12 protein-coding genes and 1 riboswitch are annotated in these 15893 nt (G+C 35.1%); of the genes, 11 read left to right on the top strand and 1 reads right to left on the bottom strand.

From position 1 onward, the window contains the following. Nucleotides 1-48: 48 nt before the first annotated feature. On the bottom strand, nucleotides 49-831 hold the full coding sequence (locus tag AB3G39_RS00320) for a sulfite exporter TauE/SafE family protein (RefSeq protein ID WP_367756927.1): 783 nt from the start codon (nucleotides 829-831) through the stop codon (nucleotides 49-51). Nucleotides 832-1033: 202 nt separating this feature from the next. On the opposite strand from AB3G39_RS00320, the gene AB3G39_RS00315 reads away from it, so the two are divergent. From AB3G39_RS00315 to AB3G39_RS00265, 11 genes are all read left to right on the top strand, one after another. Continuing rightward, on the top strand, nucleotides 1034-1735 hold the full coding sequence (locus tag AB3G39_RS00315; protein ID WP_367756929.1) for a phosphoadenylyl-sulfate reductase: 702 nt from the start codon (nucleotides 1034-1036) through the stop codon (nucleotides 1733-1735). Nucleotides 1736-1822: 87 nt separating this feature from the next. Beyond that, nucleotides 1823-2722 (top strand): sulfate adenylyltransferase subunit CysD, encoded by a 900-nt coding sequence (cysD, locus tag AB3G39_RS00310; RefSeq protein WP_339920630.1) that lies wholly within the window; start codon nucleotides 1823-1825, stop codon nucleotides 2720-2722. A 113-nt stretch (nucleotides 2723-2835) separates the two neighbouring features. Then, a complete protein-coding gene (locus AB3G39_RS00305; RefSeq protein WP_369765752.1) occupies nucleotides 2836-4080 on the top strand; it encodes a sulfate adenylyltransferase subunit 1 in 1245 nt (414 codons plus the stop codon). Between the two features lie 69 nt (nucleotides 4081-4149). Continuing rightward, nucleotides 4150-6240: a nitrite reductase gene (locus tag AB3G39_RS00300; protein ID WP_367773335.1), complete on the top strand. Its 2091-nt coding sequence runs from the start codon at nucleotides 4150-4152 to the stop codon at nucleotides 6238-6240. Beyond that, nucleotides 6233-7027 carry a uroporphyrinogen-III C-methyltransferase gene (cobA, locus tag AB3G39_RS00295; protein ID WP_369753052.1) on the top strand — a complete coding sequence of 265 codons (795 nt, stop codon included), beginning with the start codon at nucleotides 6233-6235 and terminating at the stop codon, nucleotides 7025-7027. Before AB3G39_RS00300 ends, cobA begins: the two co-directional genes overlap by 8 nt. After that, on the top strand, nucleotides 7014-7595 hold the full coding sequence (locus AB3G39_RS00290; RefSeq protein WP_369753053.1) for a bifunctional precorrin-2 dehydrogenase/sirohydrochlorin ferrochelatase: 582 nt from the start codon (nucleotides 7014-7016) through the stop codon (nucleotides 7593-7595). Before cobA ends, AB3G39_RS00290 begins: the two co-directional genes overlap by 14 nt. A gap of 186 nt (nucleotides 7596-7781) precedes the next feature. After that, entirely contained in the window at nucleotides 7782-8834 is a 1053-nt protein-coding gene (locus AB3G39_RS00285) for an NAD(P)/FAD-dependent oxidoreductase (RefSeq protein WP_369753054.1), read from the top strand. 92 nt (nucleotides 8835-8926) lie between these two features. Then, nucleotides 8927-9046: riboswitch (SAM riboswitch) on the top strand. A gap of 272 nt (nucleotides 9047-9318) precedes the next feature. After that, a complete protein-coding gene (locus AB3G39_RS00280; RefSeq protein ID WP_369765751.1) occupies nucleotides 9319-10320 on the top strand; it encodes a homocysteine S-methyltransferase family protein in 1002 nt (333 codons plus the stop codon). 362 nt (nucleotides 10321-10682) lie between these two features. Next, nucleotides 10683-13358 carry a methionine synthase gene (gene metH, locus AB3G39_RS00275; RefSeq protein ID WP_369765750.1) on the top strand — a complete coding sequence of 892 codons (2676 nt, stop codon included), beginning with the start codon at nucleotides 10683-10685 and terminating at the stop codon, nucleotides 13356-13358. Nucleotides 13359-13439: 81 nt separating this feature from the next. After that, entirely contained in the window at nucleotides 13440-14396 is a 957-nt protein-coding gene (metF, locus tag AB3G39_RS00270; RefSeq protein WP_367773347.1) for a methylenetetrahydrofolate reductase [NAD(P)H], read from the top strand. Between the two features lie 90 nt (nucleotides 14397-14486). Beyond that, complete coding sequence (locus AB3G39_RS00265) at nucleotides 14487-15890, top strand: aspartate aminotransferase family protein (RefSeq protein ID WP_369765749.1); 1404 nt, start codon at nucleotides 14487-14489, stop codon at nucleotides 15888-15890. Nucleotides 15891-15893 lie beyond the last annotated feature (3 nt).

Genomic DNA, 15893 nt, shown 5'->3' with positions numbered 1-15893 from the left:
TGAAATGGTCTTTTTTTACTCTTTTATTTTATTAAACTCTCGCTTAATCTAAAAAACTAGTTTGTATCCAACGAAGAATAACATTATTGCTATAGCATTTCTAAGGAATAAATCGGGTACTTTCCCACTCAGCATACTTCCTATATAAATTCCAGGAAGAGAACCTATTAACAATTGACCTAATAATCCAAGATCTAAATTACCCATTGTTGCATGTCCTAAACCTGCTACAAGCGTTAAAGGGACTGCGTGCGCAATCTCGGTACCAACCAATTTAGGTGTTGCTAAAATTGGGTATAGAAAAAATAAAGTGACTGTCCCTAGTGCTCCAGCACCTATTGAAGTCAGGGTTACTGTTGCCCCTAGCAATACACCAATGGCAACGGTTAGTGCATTTTGAGTTTTACTTTCACTGTGAAACTTGTCACCAGAATGTTTTTGAGAAAAAACTAAAAGTTTCTTTTTAAACAAAACGGCTATAGAGGTTAATAGTAATGCCCAACCTAAGCTGTATTTGATTACTGCATTTAGTGCTGTAATGTCTGTTTTTATGCTATGTAGTATCCATAGAGTTAGTAATGCCGCGGGAACACTACCTAGAGAAAGCCAACCTGTAATTGTCCAATTGATATTTTTTTTCTTATGGTGAACATAAACCCCACCCATTTTAGTAAAAGCAGCATATAATAAATCAGTCCCTACAGCTGTTGTTGGAGGGATACCAAACCATAATAAAATGGGCGTCATCAAAGAACCGCCTCCTACACCTGTCAGTCCAACAATGAAACCGACGGTTAAACCTGCAACTACTAATCCTATTTGAAAATCCATAAAAAATATTTTGGACAAAAATAACAACTATTTTATAATTATCCTATAGGCAAGATAGACTAATGAGAAAAATATTTGTACCAAATTAAAATTAAGCACAAAAAAGGAAAAAAATATTTTGTTATTTAGAAATAAGTACTACTTTTGCATAGTAATCTACTAAACCGATAGGGTAATAGATTTTTTAATTAAAAAAAGTGAAATGAGTGCATCAATAGTACATACGCTAATAGAAAAAACAAAAGACTTCTCGATTGAGGAAACTTTTAGCTTTTTGGCTAATGAATATAAAGATAAGGTGGTTTTTTCAACTTCTTTTGGGCAAGAAGACCAAGTTATAACCGCTTTAATTGCAAATAGCGATGTAGCTATTAATATCTTTACTTTAGATACTGGGCGTTTGTTTCAAGAAACTTACGATGTTTTTCATAAAACATTAAAGAAATATAAAAAACACATTGAAGTTTATTTTCCTGAAGCGTCAGATGTTCAAAATCTTTTAAATGCAAAAGGACCAAATAGCTTCTACGAGTCGGTTGAAAATAGAAAAGAGTGCTGTTTCATTCGAAAAGTAGCGCCATTAACTAAAGCTTTAAAAGGAAATTCAGTTTGGATAACTGGTTTAAGAGCGGAACAATCTGAAAACAGAAATGATTTGCAATTTTTTGAATATGACGCCAATTTCAATATTATAAAATTTAATCCTTTGTTAAAATGGACTTTAGAAGAAGTTCAAAAATATATAGACGATAATAATGTACCACAAAATGCATTACACAAAAAAGGTTTTGTAAGCATCGGTTGTGCGCCTTGTACAAGAGCAATTGCAGAAGGAGAAGACATAAGAGCCGGAAGATGGTGGTGGGAATCAAGTCACAAAGAGTGTGGTTTACATCAGAAGTAATTATAAATTATAAATTGTGAATTATAAATTATAAATGATTGTTGAGATCTTTAAATTTTTCAATCATTTAATCTTAAAATAATAAAAATGAGTTCAATATTAAAAACAAACGCATTAGAAAGCGAAGCAATATACATTTTCAGAGAAGTTATTTCTCAATTTGATAAGCCGGTATTGCTTTTTTCTGGAGGAAAAGATTCAATCACACTGGTAAGATTAGCACAAAAAGCATTCTTTCCCGCCAAAATTCCTTTTCCACTATTGCACGTAGATACAGGACATAATTTTCCTGAAACTATTGAATTTAGAGATCGATTGGTTAAAGAATTAGGATTGGAATTAATCGTTCGTAATGTGCAAGATGCTATCGATGAAGGAAAAGTAGTAGAAGAAACTGGTAAATATTCGAGTAGAAACAGTCTGCAAACAACAACTTTACTTGATGCAATTGACGAATTTAAGTTTGATGCTTGTATTGGTGGTGCGCGTAGAGATGAAGAAAAAGCAAGAGCTAAAGAACGTATTTTTTCTGTTCGTGATGATTTTGGTCAATGGGATGAAAAAAACCAACGTCCTGAATTGTTTGATTTATTGAATGGCAAAATTGAAAATGGACAAAACGTACGTGTTTTTCCTATTTCAAACTGGACAGAATTAGATGTATGGAGCTATATAGAGCAAGAACAAATCGAGATACCATCAATTTACTTCTCACACAAACGTAAAGTTTTCTTGAGAGACGGAATGATTTGGTCACACTCTCCATACGTATACCAAGAAGAAAACGAAGAAATTGAAGAACGTATTGTTCGTTTTAGAACAGTTGGCGATATGAGCTGTACTGCAGCAGTTGATTCGTATGCAGCAACAATATCAGAAGTAGTAGGTGAAATCAGATTGTCTACTATTTCTGAACGAGGAGCTAGAATTGATGACAAACGTTCAGAGGCAGCGATGGAGAAAAGAAAACAACAAGGATACTTTTAGGATTATTTTAAATGTTGAATTTTAAATGTTGAATGAAAAGACACTCATTTTAAAATTCAAGTAACGATTACCATTTAAAATTCAAAATTTATAATTTAAAATAATAGAAACTGATGGAAGTTTTAAAAATAGCAACAGCAGGAAGTGTAGATGACGGAAAGAGTACATTAATCGGGAGGTTATTATATGATACGCAATCCTTAACTACAGATAAATTAGAAGCAATAGAAAAAAGCAGCAAGCAAAAAGGATATGATTATTTAGATTTTTCTTTGGCTACTGATGGTCTAGTTGCTGAGAGAGAACAAGGGATTACGATTGATGTGGCGCATATTTATTTTTCTACAGCTAAAAAAAGTTACATCATTGCAGATACGCCAGGTCACGTAGAATATACACGTAACATGGTTACTGGAGCTTCAACTTCACAAGTTTCAATCATTTTGATTGATGCTCGTAAAGGAGTGATTGAGCAAACCTACCGTCACTTTTTTATCAATAATTTATTGAGAGTAAAAGAAGTAATTGTTGCTGTTAATAAAATGGACTTAGTTGATTATTCGGAAGAAGTATACAATAAAATTAAAGCCGACTTTCAAGCATTAAATGCTAAAAGTACTTTTAAAGAGCAAAACGTAAGTTATATTCCGTTGAGCGCTTTAACAGGAGATAATGTGGTGGAATCATTAGGCGGAATGCCTTGGTATGAAGGGCAAACTATTCTAGAACACCTGGAAGCTTTAGAGCCAGCAGATGTGTATGAAAAAGGAAAAGCACGTTTCCCAGTTCAAACAGTTATCAGACCAAAAACCGAAGAGTACCACGATTTTAGAGGTTATGCTGGTAAGCTTTATGGTAACAATATCAAAGTTGGAGATGCAGTAACGGTTTTACCTTCTTTAACAGAATCTAAAGTGTCAAACATTCACTTTTTTGACAAACAATTTGACGAAGCTTCAGTAGGTTCTTCAATTACAATCGAATTAGAAAATGATATCAATGTAACTAGAGGAGATATGATTGTAAAATCATCTGAATTGCCTAAAGTAGAAAAAGATATTAATACAACAGTTTGTTGGATGGACAGTAAAAAACTAGTTCCGGGAGCCAAATATTTTGTACAGCACAACACGAACCGAGTTTTAGCTAAAATTGACAGCGTGAAAAATGTAATTGCAACTGATTTTTCAGGAACCACAGCAGCGTCTCAATTAGCGATTAACGAAATAGGAGAAGTAAACATCAAGTTAAGCAAAGCAATATATTTTGATGCTTACAATGATAACAAATCAAATGGTGCTTTTATCTTAATTGATGCAGCAACAAATACAACTGCGGGAGTTGGATTTATCCGTTAGTTTTTGGCTTTAGCCAATAAAAAAATCCAGATTTAAGAATTACAGTACTTAGCTAATAAGCCAACACAGATGGAAAGTTTTAGAACCGAAATAGAGAATCCGATTGTTCAAAAAGAAATAATCGATTTAGAAAGAAAAATTGCATTATTCAAAGACGGTAAAATTGATGACGAACGTTTTCGTAGTCTTCGTTTAGCACGTGGTGTTTACGGTCAACGTCAAGAAGGGGTGCAAATGATTCGTATCAAATTACCTTATGGTAAAGTGAGCAGCGAACAGTTGGAGCGTATTACAAAGGTTTCAGATGAATATTCTACTGGACGTTTGCATATTACAACCCGTCAAGATATTCAAATTCACTATGTGAGTTTAGATAGAACTCCGGAACTTTGGGCACAATTGGCAATAGACGATATTACACTTCGTGAGGCTTGTGGTAATACAGTGAGAAATATTACGGCTAGTGAATTAGCGGGAGTAGATGTTGACGAACCGTTTGATGTTTCGCCTTATGCACACGCCATGTTTCAGTTTTTCTTGAGAAATCCTGTTTGTCAAGAGATGGGGCGTAAATTCAAAATGTCATTTTCGTCTTCTGATAAAGATACAGCACTAAGTTACCTACATGATTTGGGTTTTATTCCAAAAATTGTTAATGGTGAGCGCGGATTCAAAGTAATGTTAGGTGGTGGATTAGGTTCTCAACCAAGCCACGCTGAACTATTATCAGAATTTATTCCTGTAAACCAAATTATCCCAACAACAGAAGGGGTTTTAAGAGTTTTTGATCGTTATGGCGAAAGAGCCAAACGTTTAAAAGCACGTATGAAATTCTTAATCAAAGATTTGGGGCGTGACGAATTTTTGAGATTGGTAGACGAAGAGAAAAAAGCATTGTCTTACCAAACAGTTGAAATTGACACCACTGATTTTGATGGTGCTATTCCAGCCACTTTATTAGAAGTGCCAAAAGTTACTATTGAAGATACAGCTGCATTTGAAGCGTGGAAAAAATCTAACGTTATTGCCCAAAAACAATCGGGATATGTAGCTATTGGAATCAAGGTACTTTTAGGAGATTTTTATACGGATAAAGCGAGAATTTTAGCCAATTTAATTAAAAATTACGGAGCTAATGAACTGCGTTTTTCACTAAGACAAAACATTGTTCTTCGAAATATAAAAGAAGAAAACTTAGGGTTCTTCTACCAAGAATTAGCCAAATTAGATTTTGTAGCTTTAGGCTATGACACTATTGGTGATATTACAGCTTGTCCTGGGACTGATACTTGTAATTTAGGTATTGCAAGCAGTACAGGAATTGCCGAAGAATTAGAAAGAGTGTTGAAATTAGAATTCCCTCAATATAAAGACAACAGAGAAATTACTATAAAAATTAGTGGTTGTATGAATGCTTGTGGGCAACACAACATGTCGCAAATTGGTTTTCAAGGAATGTCTATCAACTCTGGTAAACTAGTGGCGCCAGCGTTGCAAGTGTTACTTGGAGGTGGGATTTTAGGTGATGGAAAAGGTCGTTTTTCGGATAAAGTAATTAAGATTCCAAGTCGTAGAGGACCTGATGCATTGCGTTATATCTTAAATGATTTCGAAGCAAATGCAAACGGATTGTCGTTTTTAGATTATTACGATGCAAAAGGGGAAAAATATTTTTATGAGTTCCTTAAACCATTAGCAGATGTTACCAATCTAACAGACGAAGATTTTATCGACTGGGGAAATGCAGATAATTATGTAAAAGCGGTTGGAGTAGGAGAATGTGCTGGAGTTGTAATTGACTTAGTAGCTACTTTAATCTTGGAAGCCAAAGATAAATTGACTTTCGCTCAAGAAGCTTTTGAAGACAAAAAATGGGCTGATGCGATTTACTTGGCATATGCAGGATTTGTAAATGGAGCAAAAGCATTGTTATTGGCTGAAAACCAAAAAACAAATCACCATGCAGGAATCATCAATTTGTTTGATACTGTTTTTGTTGAAACAAACAAAATTATTTTAGATTCTAGTTTTAAAGACTTGGTGTATCAAATCAATCAAAATGAACCATCTGAAGTGTTTGCACAAAAATACATTCAAGAAGCAATTGCTTTTTTTGAAAATATTGAAACATACAGAGCCAAAGATTTAGCAAATGCATAATACCATAAAACCCATAGTAACTTTAGTAGGTGCAGGTCCGGGAGATCCAGATTTGTTGACCATAAAAGGTGCGAAAGCATTGGCTGAAGCTAATGTGGTTTTATACGATGCTTTGGCTAATGAAGAATTATTAAGTTATGCTCCAAAGAGGGCTTTAAAAATATTTGTCGGAAAAAGGAAAGGATGTCACGCTTACACACAAGACCAAATCAACCAACTAATTGTAGATAATGCCTTGACTTATGGTCATGTCGTTCGTCTTAAAGGAGGAGATCCTTTCATTTTCGGCAGAGGAAGTGAAGAAATAGAGTATGTAGAAAGCTTTGGAATTCCTACATTTGTTGTTCCTGGAATTTCATCGGCTATCGCAGTTCCAGCATATCAAGGTATTTCGTTGACAAAAAGAGGAGTTTCGGAGAGTTTTTGGGTAATAACAGGAACGACTTCGGCTCGACAATTATCAACTGATGTGGCCTTGGCAGCTCAATCTTCAGCTACTGTAGTAGTACTGATGGGAATGAGCAAATTAGAAGAAATTGTTGCTATTTTCCAAAAAGAATCCAAAGGTGAAACACCTGTAGCGATCATTCAAAACGGTACGACTCCAGAGGAAAAAATAGGAATTGGAACAATAAATACGATTCAAAAAATTGTTGTTGAACAAAAGTTAAGTTCTCCAGCCATTATTGTAATCGGAGCGGTAGTAGGTGATAGTAAGAAAAGGAAAGGGTTTTACAAAGAGTTAAAATCCAATCATAACAAACTATTAGTTTATGGAAAGGAATGAATTATATCCCGTGTTTTTGAAGCTGCACAATATGAAAGTATTGATCGTGGGAGGAGGAAATGTAGGATTAGAAAAATTAAGTTTTTTGCTGAAATCAAGTCCGAATGCTAATGTTGAGGTGGTAGCACCACGATTTTTACCTGAATTGGTAACATTGGCAGATAAGCACGAAACGGTTACATTGACCGATAAGAAGTTCAAGAAAAAAATGCTCAAAAAACGGCATATGGTTATTGCTTGTACGGATGATCTTGAAGTGAATAGAAGGATTTACAATTTGTCTAGAGAAAGGTATCTCATTTGCAATATTGCCGATACGCCTGATTTATGTGATTATTACTTGGGTGGAATTGTAACCAAAGGAAATGTGAAAATTGCTATTTCAACCAATGGAAAATCACCAACAACAGCCAAAAGATTACGAGAATTTTTTGAAGAGGTTATTCCAGAAGACATCAATAAAATGGTCGAAAATCTAAACGAATATCGCAAAACCTTAAAAGGAGATTTCGAAGAGAAAGTTCAGAAGATGAATGAAATTACAGAATCGTTAAAGAATAAAGAATAGAACCGAGATAATACAGTCAACATTAAAGAACAAAGAATCCTAATGATATTTATCATTTATTTTTGAGATATTCATTCGTTCCTTTGTGAAAAGAATAATAAGTAAGAACAAGTATAACAAAAGAAACTCTACCCAGTCTCCCCCTCCTTGGGAAGGGGGCTGGGGGGAGGAATAAAAGTATTGAACATGATTGAAACAGATATCCTTATAATAGGAGCCGGTCCAACTGGTTTATTTGCCGTTTTTGAAGCAGGATTATTAAAATTAAAATGCCATATATTAGATGCTTTACCACAACCAGGTGGTCAATTATCAGAATTATATCCTAAAAAACCTATTTATGATATTCCAGGATTTCCTGATGTATTAGCAGGAGATTTAGTAGATAATCTAATGGAGCAAATCAAGCAATTCGAACCTGGGTTTACTCTTGGTGAACGTGCTGAAACAATTGAAAAACAAGAAGACGGAAGTTTTATTGTAACTTCAAATGAAGGAACTGAGTTTCATGCAAAAGTAATTGCAATTGCAGGTGGTTTAGGAAGTTTCGAACCTAGAAAGCCGCTTATTGATGGAATTGATTTCTATGAAAATAAAGGGATTAAATATTTTATAAAAGATCCTGAAGAGTTTAGAAACAAAAGAGTAGTAATTGCTGGTGGAGGAGATTCAGCATTGGACTGGAGTATTTTCCTTTCTAATGTGGCTTCTGAGGTGACATTGATTCACCGTCGTAACGAATTTCGTGGTGCATTAGATTCTGTTGAAAAAGTACAAGAATTAAAAGATGCCGGAAAAATTCGTATGATTACCCCTGCTGAGGTCGTAGGAATAAACGGAGCAGAACATATTGAATCAATTGACATTGATGAAAATGGAGCGCATCGTAAAATTGAAACAGATTTCTTTATTCCTCTTTTTGGTCTTACACCAAAATTAGGTCCTATAGGACATTGGGGATTAGAAATTGAAAAAAATGCAATCAAAGTAAACAATGCTTTAGATTATCAAACTAATATTCCGGGTATTTTTGCCATTGGAGATGTGAATACCTATCCAGGTAAATTAAAATTAATTCTTTGTGGTTTCCATGAAGCAACATTAATGTGCCAGGCAGCGTACCAAATTATCAATCCAGGGAAACGATATGTGTTGAAATATACTACAGTTTCTGGTGTTGACGGTTTTGACGGAACTCGTAAAGAGGCGCCAAAAGCAGTGGTAAAAGCTATAGTATAACAATTTATCACATTCAAGTTAAAAAATATAGCGCTAATACTTGCAAGTATTAGCGCTATGTCTTTACTTTGCACTGTTCCTATATTTATTGAAAGTTATCACGAAAGGCGGAGGGAAAGACCCGATGAAACCTTAGCAACCCTTTATCTTTAAAGAAGGTGCTACATTCTACTTTATGCTGAACTTGTTTCAGCATCCAAGATAGATAACACAAGAATACTTTTATAGTATTTCTCAAACCTTTTCTTGACAACATATCGATATTTTTTTAGAGCGAATGATTGGTGCTTTTTTACCATCATCCTTCCTGCTTTCCGTTTCAATCTTTTATCCTGAATTTAGTTCAGGATCCTGAACTAAATTCAGGATAAAAAGGATTTTCACTGCAATCAGGGCTAAAAAGAAACAATAGTGAACTTTTGTAATTAATAATCAAAAGTATAAATCACAACAAATCATTGTGGTTTACAAGAAATAAAAAGTTATGTCAAGTATTCAAGAAGCCATTAAAAAAAACATACTCATCCTCGATGGAGCGATGGGAACCATGTTGCAGCGCTACAATTTCTCCGAAGAAGATTTTCGTGGAGAGCGTTTCAAAGATTTTCCACATTCCTTAAAAGGAAACAACGATTTATTGTCACTTACACAACCACAAGCCATAAAAGCGGTTCACGCAGCTTATTTTGAGGCTGGAGCTGATATTGTTGAAACCAATACCTTCTCAGGAACGACTATCGGTATGGCCGATTATCATCTGGAAGATATTGTATATGAGTTGAACTATGAATCGGCAAAATTAGCCCGTGAAGTAGCCGATGAATGGACAGCTAAAAATCCAGACAAACCTCGTTTTGTAGCGGGTTCAATAGGACCAACAAACCGTACTGCCAGTATGTCACCAGATGTAAACGATCCAGGATATAGAGCCGTAACTTTTGATGATTTGCGCATTGCGTACAAGCAACAAGTGGAAGCATTAATTGACGGAGGAAGTGATTTATTGCTCGTTGAAACTATTTTCGATACCTTAAATGCGAAAGCAGCGCTTTTTGCTATTGAAGAAGTAAAAGACGAACGCAATATCGATATTCCCATCATGGTTTCAGGAACGATTACCGATGCTTCAGGAAGAACACTTTCGGGGCAAACAGTAGAGGCTTTCTTGGTTTCAGTTTCTCATATTCCATTATTGAGTGTAGGTTTCAATTGTGCCCTTGGTGCCGATTTGTTGAAACCATACTTGCAGACTTTATCACAAAATACTTCTTTCAATGTATCAGCGCATCCTAATGCAGGATTACCAAATGCCTTTGGAGAATACGATGAAACACCACAAGAGATGCAAGCGCAAATTAAAACCTATTTAGACGATAATTTAGTAAACATTATAGGCGGTTGTTGCGGAACAACGCCAGAACACATCAAGTTAATTGCTGATATCGCCAAGGATTATAAACCAAGAGTATCTTCGGCAACAATGTAAACGGGGATAGAGACGCAATTTATCGCGTCTAAAACTGCTACATTATAAGTAAATAGCTTTTCCTGCAAGGTTTTTTTAACCTTGTAGGTATAAATTGAGAAAGTGAATCGAGAAATAAACCTACAAGGTTAAAAAAACCTTGCAGGATTGTAGGACGAGAGAATTCGTTTCTCGTAATGATAGGGGCATTGCCCGCGTGAGGGATAGCAGTGAAAAGCCCACAGACAAATGAAGCGAAAGCGGAATTAGTCGAGGACTTGTAACGAATAGCCCGACCCTTGTGGTCACGCCCAAAATAAGAAGAATTAAAAAGTTAAACCTACATGGTTTTAGAAACCTTGCAGGACAAATAAAAATAAAAAATGGCACAAGAAACTAGAAAAAACCTTGTATTATCGGGATTAGAGCCTTTAATCATTACGCCTGATAGCGTATTTGTGAATATTGGAGAACGTACCAATGTAACAGGTTCTAGAAAATTCCTTCGATTAATCAAAGAAGAAAAATACGAAGAAGCACTAAGTATTGCTAAGGAACAAGTAGAAGGTGGTGCGCAAATCATCGATATTAATATGGATGAAGGAATGCTGGATGGTGAATATGCCATGACAAAATTCCTAAATTTAATTGCTGCCGAACCCGATATTTCTCGTGTGCCTATTATGATTGATAGCTCAAAATGGGATATTATCGAAGCAGGTCTAAAAGTAGTACAAGGAAAAAGTGTGGTAAATTCTATTTCTTTGAAAGAAGGAGAAGAGCAATTTATTCACCATGCAAAACTAATTAAGCGCTATGGTGCTGCAGCAATTATCATGGCTTTTGATGAAACAGGGCAAGCGGATAATTACGAACGCCGAGTTGAAATTTGCCAACGTTCCTATGATATTTTGGTGAATAAAGTGGGTTTTCCGGCTCAGGATATTATTTTTGATTTAAATATATTTCCAGTTGCAACTGGAATGGAAGAACACCGCTTGAATGCGTTGGACTTCTTTAGAGGGACTAAATGGGTTCGCGAAAATTTACCGCATGCACACATTAGTGGAGGGGTAAGTAATGTGTCGTTTTCTTTTAGAGGAAATGATACTGTTCGTGAAGCGATGCACTCCGTTTTCTTGTATCATGCCATTCAAAATGGAATGACGATGGGTATTGTAAATCCAGAAATGCTTTCAATTTATGATGAGATTCCAAAAGATTTATTAGAACATGTTGAAGATGTAATTTTGAATAGACGTGATGATGCTACAGAGCGTTTATTGGATTTTGCCGAGAATGTAAAAGGAGATGTAAAAAGTAATGAAAAGGCTGTTCAAGAATGGCGTTCAGGAACTGTTCAAGAAAGAATTACACACTCACTTGTAAAAGGGGTGGATCAATTTATAGAGGAAGATGTTGAAGAAGCTCGATTAGCAGCTACAAAACCAATTGAAGTTATCGAAATCAATTTGATGGCGGGAATGAATGTGGTGGGAGATTTATTTGGTTCTGGTAAAATGTTTTTACCACAAGTAGTTAAATCAGCTCGTGTGATGAAAAAAGCAGTGGCTTATCTATTGCCTTTTATTGAAGCCGAGAAAGATGGTGTTTCCAGTTTTGCAGGCCGTATTTTAATGGCAACTGTAAAAGGAGACGTACATGATATTGGAAAAAATATTGTTTCAGTGGTGCTTGCTTGTAATAACTATGAGATTATTGATCTTGGTGTAATGGTGGCTCCCGAAAAAATTATCGCGGCGGCTATTGAACACAATGTAGATATTATTGGACTAAGCGGATTGATTACGCCTTCACTTGATGAAATGGTTTATTTGGCTAAAGAATTAGACAAAAGAAATATAAAAATACCAGTAATGATTGGGGGAGCAACAACTTCACGAGCGCATACTGCTGTAAAAATTGCACCTCAATATAGAGAAACTGTAATTCACGTCAATGACGCTTCTAGAGCTGTAACGGTGGCTGGAAATTTATTGAATAGTGAAAAGAAAATATACGCAAGTGATATACGAGCGGAGTACGATGCATTTAGAGAAACGTTTTTGAATCGTTCACGAGACAAAAATTTCTTGACTATTGAGCAAGCCCGTAAAAATAAATTGCAATTGGATTGGGATAATTTTACGCCTGTGAAACCAAATATAATAGGCGAGCAAGTGATCGAAGTTGATTTAGAAATTCTAGTTCCATATATCGACTGGACGCCGTTTTTTAGAACATGGGAATTGTTTGGTAAATATCCAGCGATTTTGACCGACAATGTTGTGGGTGAGCAAGCCACTTCGGTTTTTGCGGATGCACAAGAAATGTTAGCCATTATTTTGAAAGAAAAGAAATTGACTGCTAAAGGAATCTACGGAATTTTCCCTGCAAATCAAATCAACGATGATGATATTGAATTGACAGACGAAAACGGAAAACCATTTCAAACGTTCTTGACGTTGCGCCAACAATCTCAAAAAACAAAAGGAGCACCAAATATCGCTTTAGCTGATTTTATTGCTCCAAAAGACAATGGGAAGGTAGATTATATGGGTGCTTTTTGTGTGACTACCGGTTTTGGTGTTGATGAATGGGCTGCAGAATTTGAAAAAGATTTAGACGATTATAATTCGATTATGGTGAAAGCATTAGCAGACCGTTTTGCAGAAGCTTTTGCCGAATACCTACACGAAAAAATACGTAAAGAAGTTTGGGGATACGCATCAGATGAGAACATGAGTACCGAAGCGATGATTGCCGAAGATTACAAAGGGATTCGTCCTGCACCAGGTTATCCTGCTTGTCCTGACCATTTAGAAAAACCTACAATTTGGAAATTGCTAAATGTAGAAAAAGAAATAGGAGTGACTTTAACAGAGAGTATGGCGATGTGGCCAGCATCTTCCGTTTCAGGATATTATTTTGGAAATCCAGAAAGTAAGTATTTCGGACTTGGAAAAATAAAAGAAGACCAAGTTATTGATTATGCTAAACGTAGAAGTATTTCTACCGATATGGCAATGAAATGGTTGAATCCTAATATCGCAGATTAAAAAACTTGTTTAAAGTTTAATGTTTCAAGTTACTCAAGAGAACTTTAAACATTAAACTTTAAACCTGAAACAAAAAATAAAATGAAAGTAACTGAACATATAGAAAATGCCAAAGGAGAAACATTATTCTCTTTCGAAATCATTCCACCTCAAAAAGGAAAAGGGATTCAAGAATTATACGATAATATTGATCCGTTAATGGAGTTTAAGCCCCCATTTATAGATGTAACGACTTCTCGTGAAGAGTATATTTATGTGGATAAAGGCAATGGTTTATTAGATAAAAAACTAACGAGAATGCGTCCAGGAACTTTGGGTATTTGTGCTTCGATTAAGCATAAATATACTGTTGATACAGTACCACACGTACTTTGTGGAGGTTTTACTAAAGAGGAAACAGAGTATTTATTGGTGGATTGTCATTATTTAGGAATTAATAATGTAATGGCATTACGTGGCGATGCAATGAAAGACGAACAGTCTTTTGTTCCAAAAGCTGGTGGAAATAATTATGCTGTTGACTTAGTATCTCAAATTCATCAATTGAATGAAGGGAAGTACTTACATGACGTAATGCATGTTGATAACAAAGCTGATTTTTGTATCGGTGTTGCAGGTTATCCAGAGAAGCATTTGGAATCTCCTTCTTTAATTTCTGATTTAAAAAGACTGAAAGAAAAGGTTGATGCAGGAGCAGATTATGTGGTTACACAAATGTTTTTTGACAATTCAAAATATTTTGAATTTGTTGCTAAAGCAAGAGAAATGGGAATCACCGTACCTATTATTCCAGGAATTAAACCTATTGCAGTGCAAAGACATTTACAAATTTTACCTCAAATTTTCCGTATCGATTTACCCGAAGATTTAATTCATGCAATTGATCAGTGTAAAAATAATACGGAGATTAAACAAGTGGGAATAGAATGGGCAATTCAACAATCATTGGAATTAAAAGCGGCGGGTGTTCCTGTATTGCATTATTATTCTATGGGAAAATCAGAAAATATTAGACAAATAGCCTCTAAGGTTTTTTAATTATAAAATAAAATCGATGTTGTTCTACTAGTCCTGACAGGTTTTATATACCTGTCGGGACTTTTTTTTTAATTTAAATTAACTAAGCAAATGAACCCAATACTCCAACAAGACTTAAATGAAGTTAAAAATATTCTTGAAAAAGTAAAGCAACAAGGAATTGATTTTTTAAACTCAATTGATACCGTACCTACTTCAAATAAAAATAAGATAACAACAGATCGAAATCTTAATGATGTTGGGTTAGGTTCTTTGTCAACTTTGGAAGAATTTAATGAACGGTTAGCACCATTGATGGTTTCACAAACGGGCCCGAGGTATTGGGGATTTGTAACCGGAGGAGCAACTCCAGCTTCTATTGTTGGGGATTGGTTGGCTACCATTTATGATCAAAATACACAAGCTACTAATGCACAAGGAGGTGTTTCTGCGTTGATAGAAATAGAAACAATTAATCTGTTGTTGCAGTTATTAGATTTACCGAAAAATTATCTTGGAGGATTTGTAACCGGCGCGACTATGTCTAATTTCACTTGTTTAGCAGTAGCGAGACAATGGATTGGTAGTCAATTAGGAAAAGATTTTGCTAAAAACGGAATTTCGGAACCCATTCATGTTCTGTCTGCAACACCGCATTCTTCTTCTGTAAAATGTTTGGCGATGTTAGGAATGGGTAGTCAAAATTTCACTAAGATAAAAACAATTGAAGGAAATCGTGAAGCGATTGATATTGCCGATTTAGAAAAAAATATTGAAAGCTTAAATGGGAAATCTTTTATTTTAATCTCTAGTGCAGGAACCGTAAATACAGCTGATTTTGATGATTTCAATGCTATTACTAAACTGAAAAGTAAATACAATTTCTGGTGGCATATCGACGCAGCTTTTGGAGGTTTTGCTGCTTGTTCGCCTAGATACAGTCATTTGGTTAGTGGTTGGGAAAATGCGGATAGCATTACAGTGGATTGTCATAAATGGTTGAATGTACCTTATGAAAGTGCTTTTTATTTGGTAAAGGAAAAACATAAAAATCTTCAAATTGAATCTTTTCAAAATTCTAATGCACCCTATTTAGGGAATCCTCTTGATAATTTTAGTTACCTCAATTTTTTACCTGAAAATTCTCGACGTTTAAAAGCTTTGCCAGTTTGGTTTTCATTATTGGCATATGGAAAACAAGGCTATCAAGATATAATAGAAAATAGCGTTGCGATGGCATTGCGGTTTGATGCTTTTATTAGTGAAAACGAAAACTTTGAATTATTAGCACCAACGCGTTTGAATAACGTTTGTTTTACTTTGGCGGGAGACCATAACCAAGAAAAAGTAAATCAATTTTTGACACATCTAAATGAAAAAGGAAAAGTATTTATGACACCAACAGTTTATCAAAACCGAAAAGGGCTTCGGGCTTCTTTTGTAAATTGGAGAACTAATGAAAATGATATCCAAATTGTGATGAACGAAATGAAGGAAAGTCTGTTGTCAATTTAAGAA

The sequence above is a fragment of the Flavobacterium sp. WC2416 genome (genome assembly GCF_041200095.1).
Classification (GTDB): domain Bacteria; phylum Bacteroidota; class Bacteroidia; order Flavobacteriales; family Flavobacteriaceae; genus Flavobacterium.
This window is presented reverse-complemented; position numbering and strand designations above follow the sequence as displayed.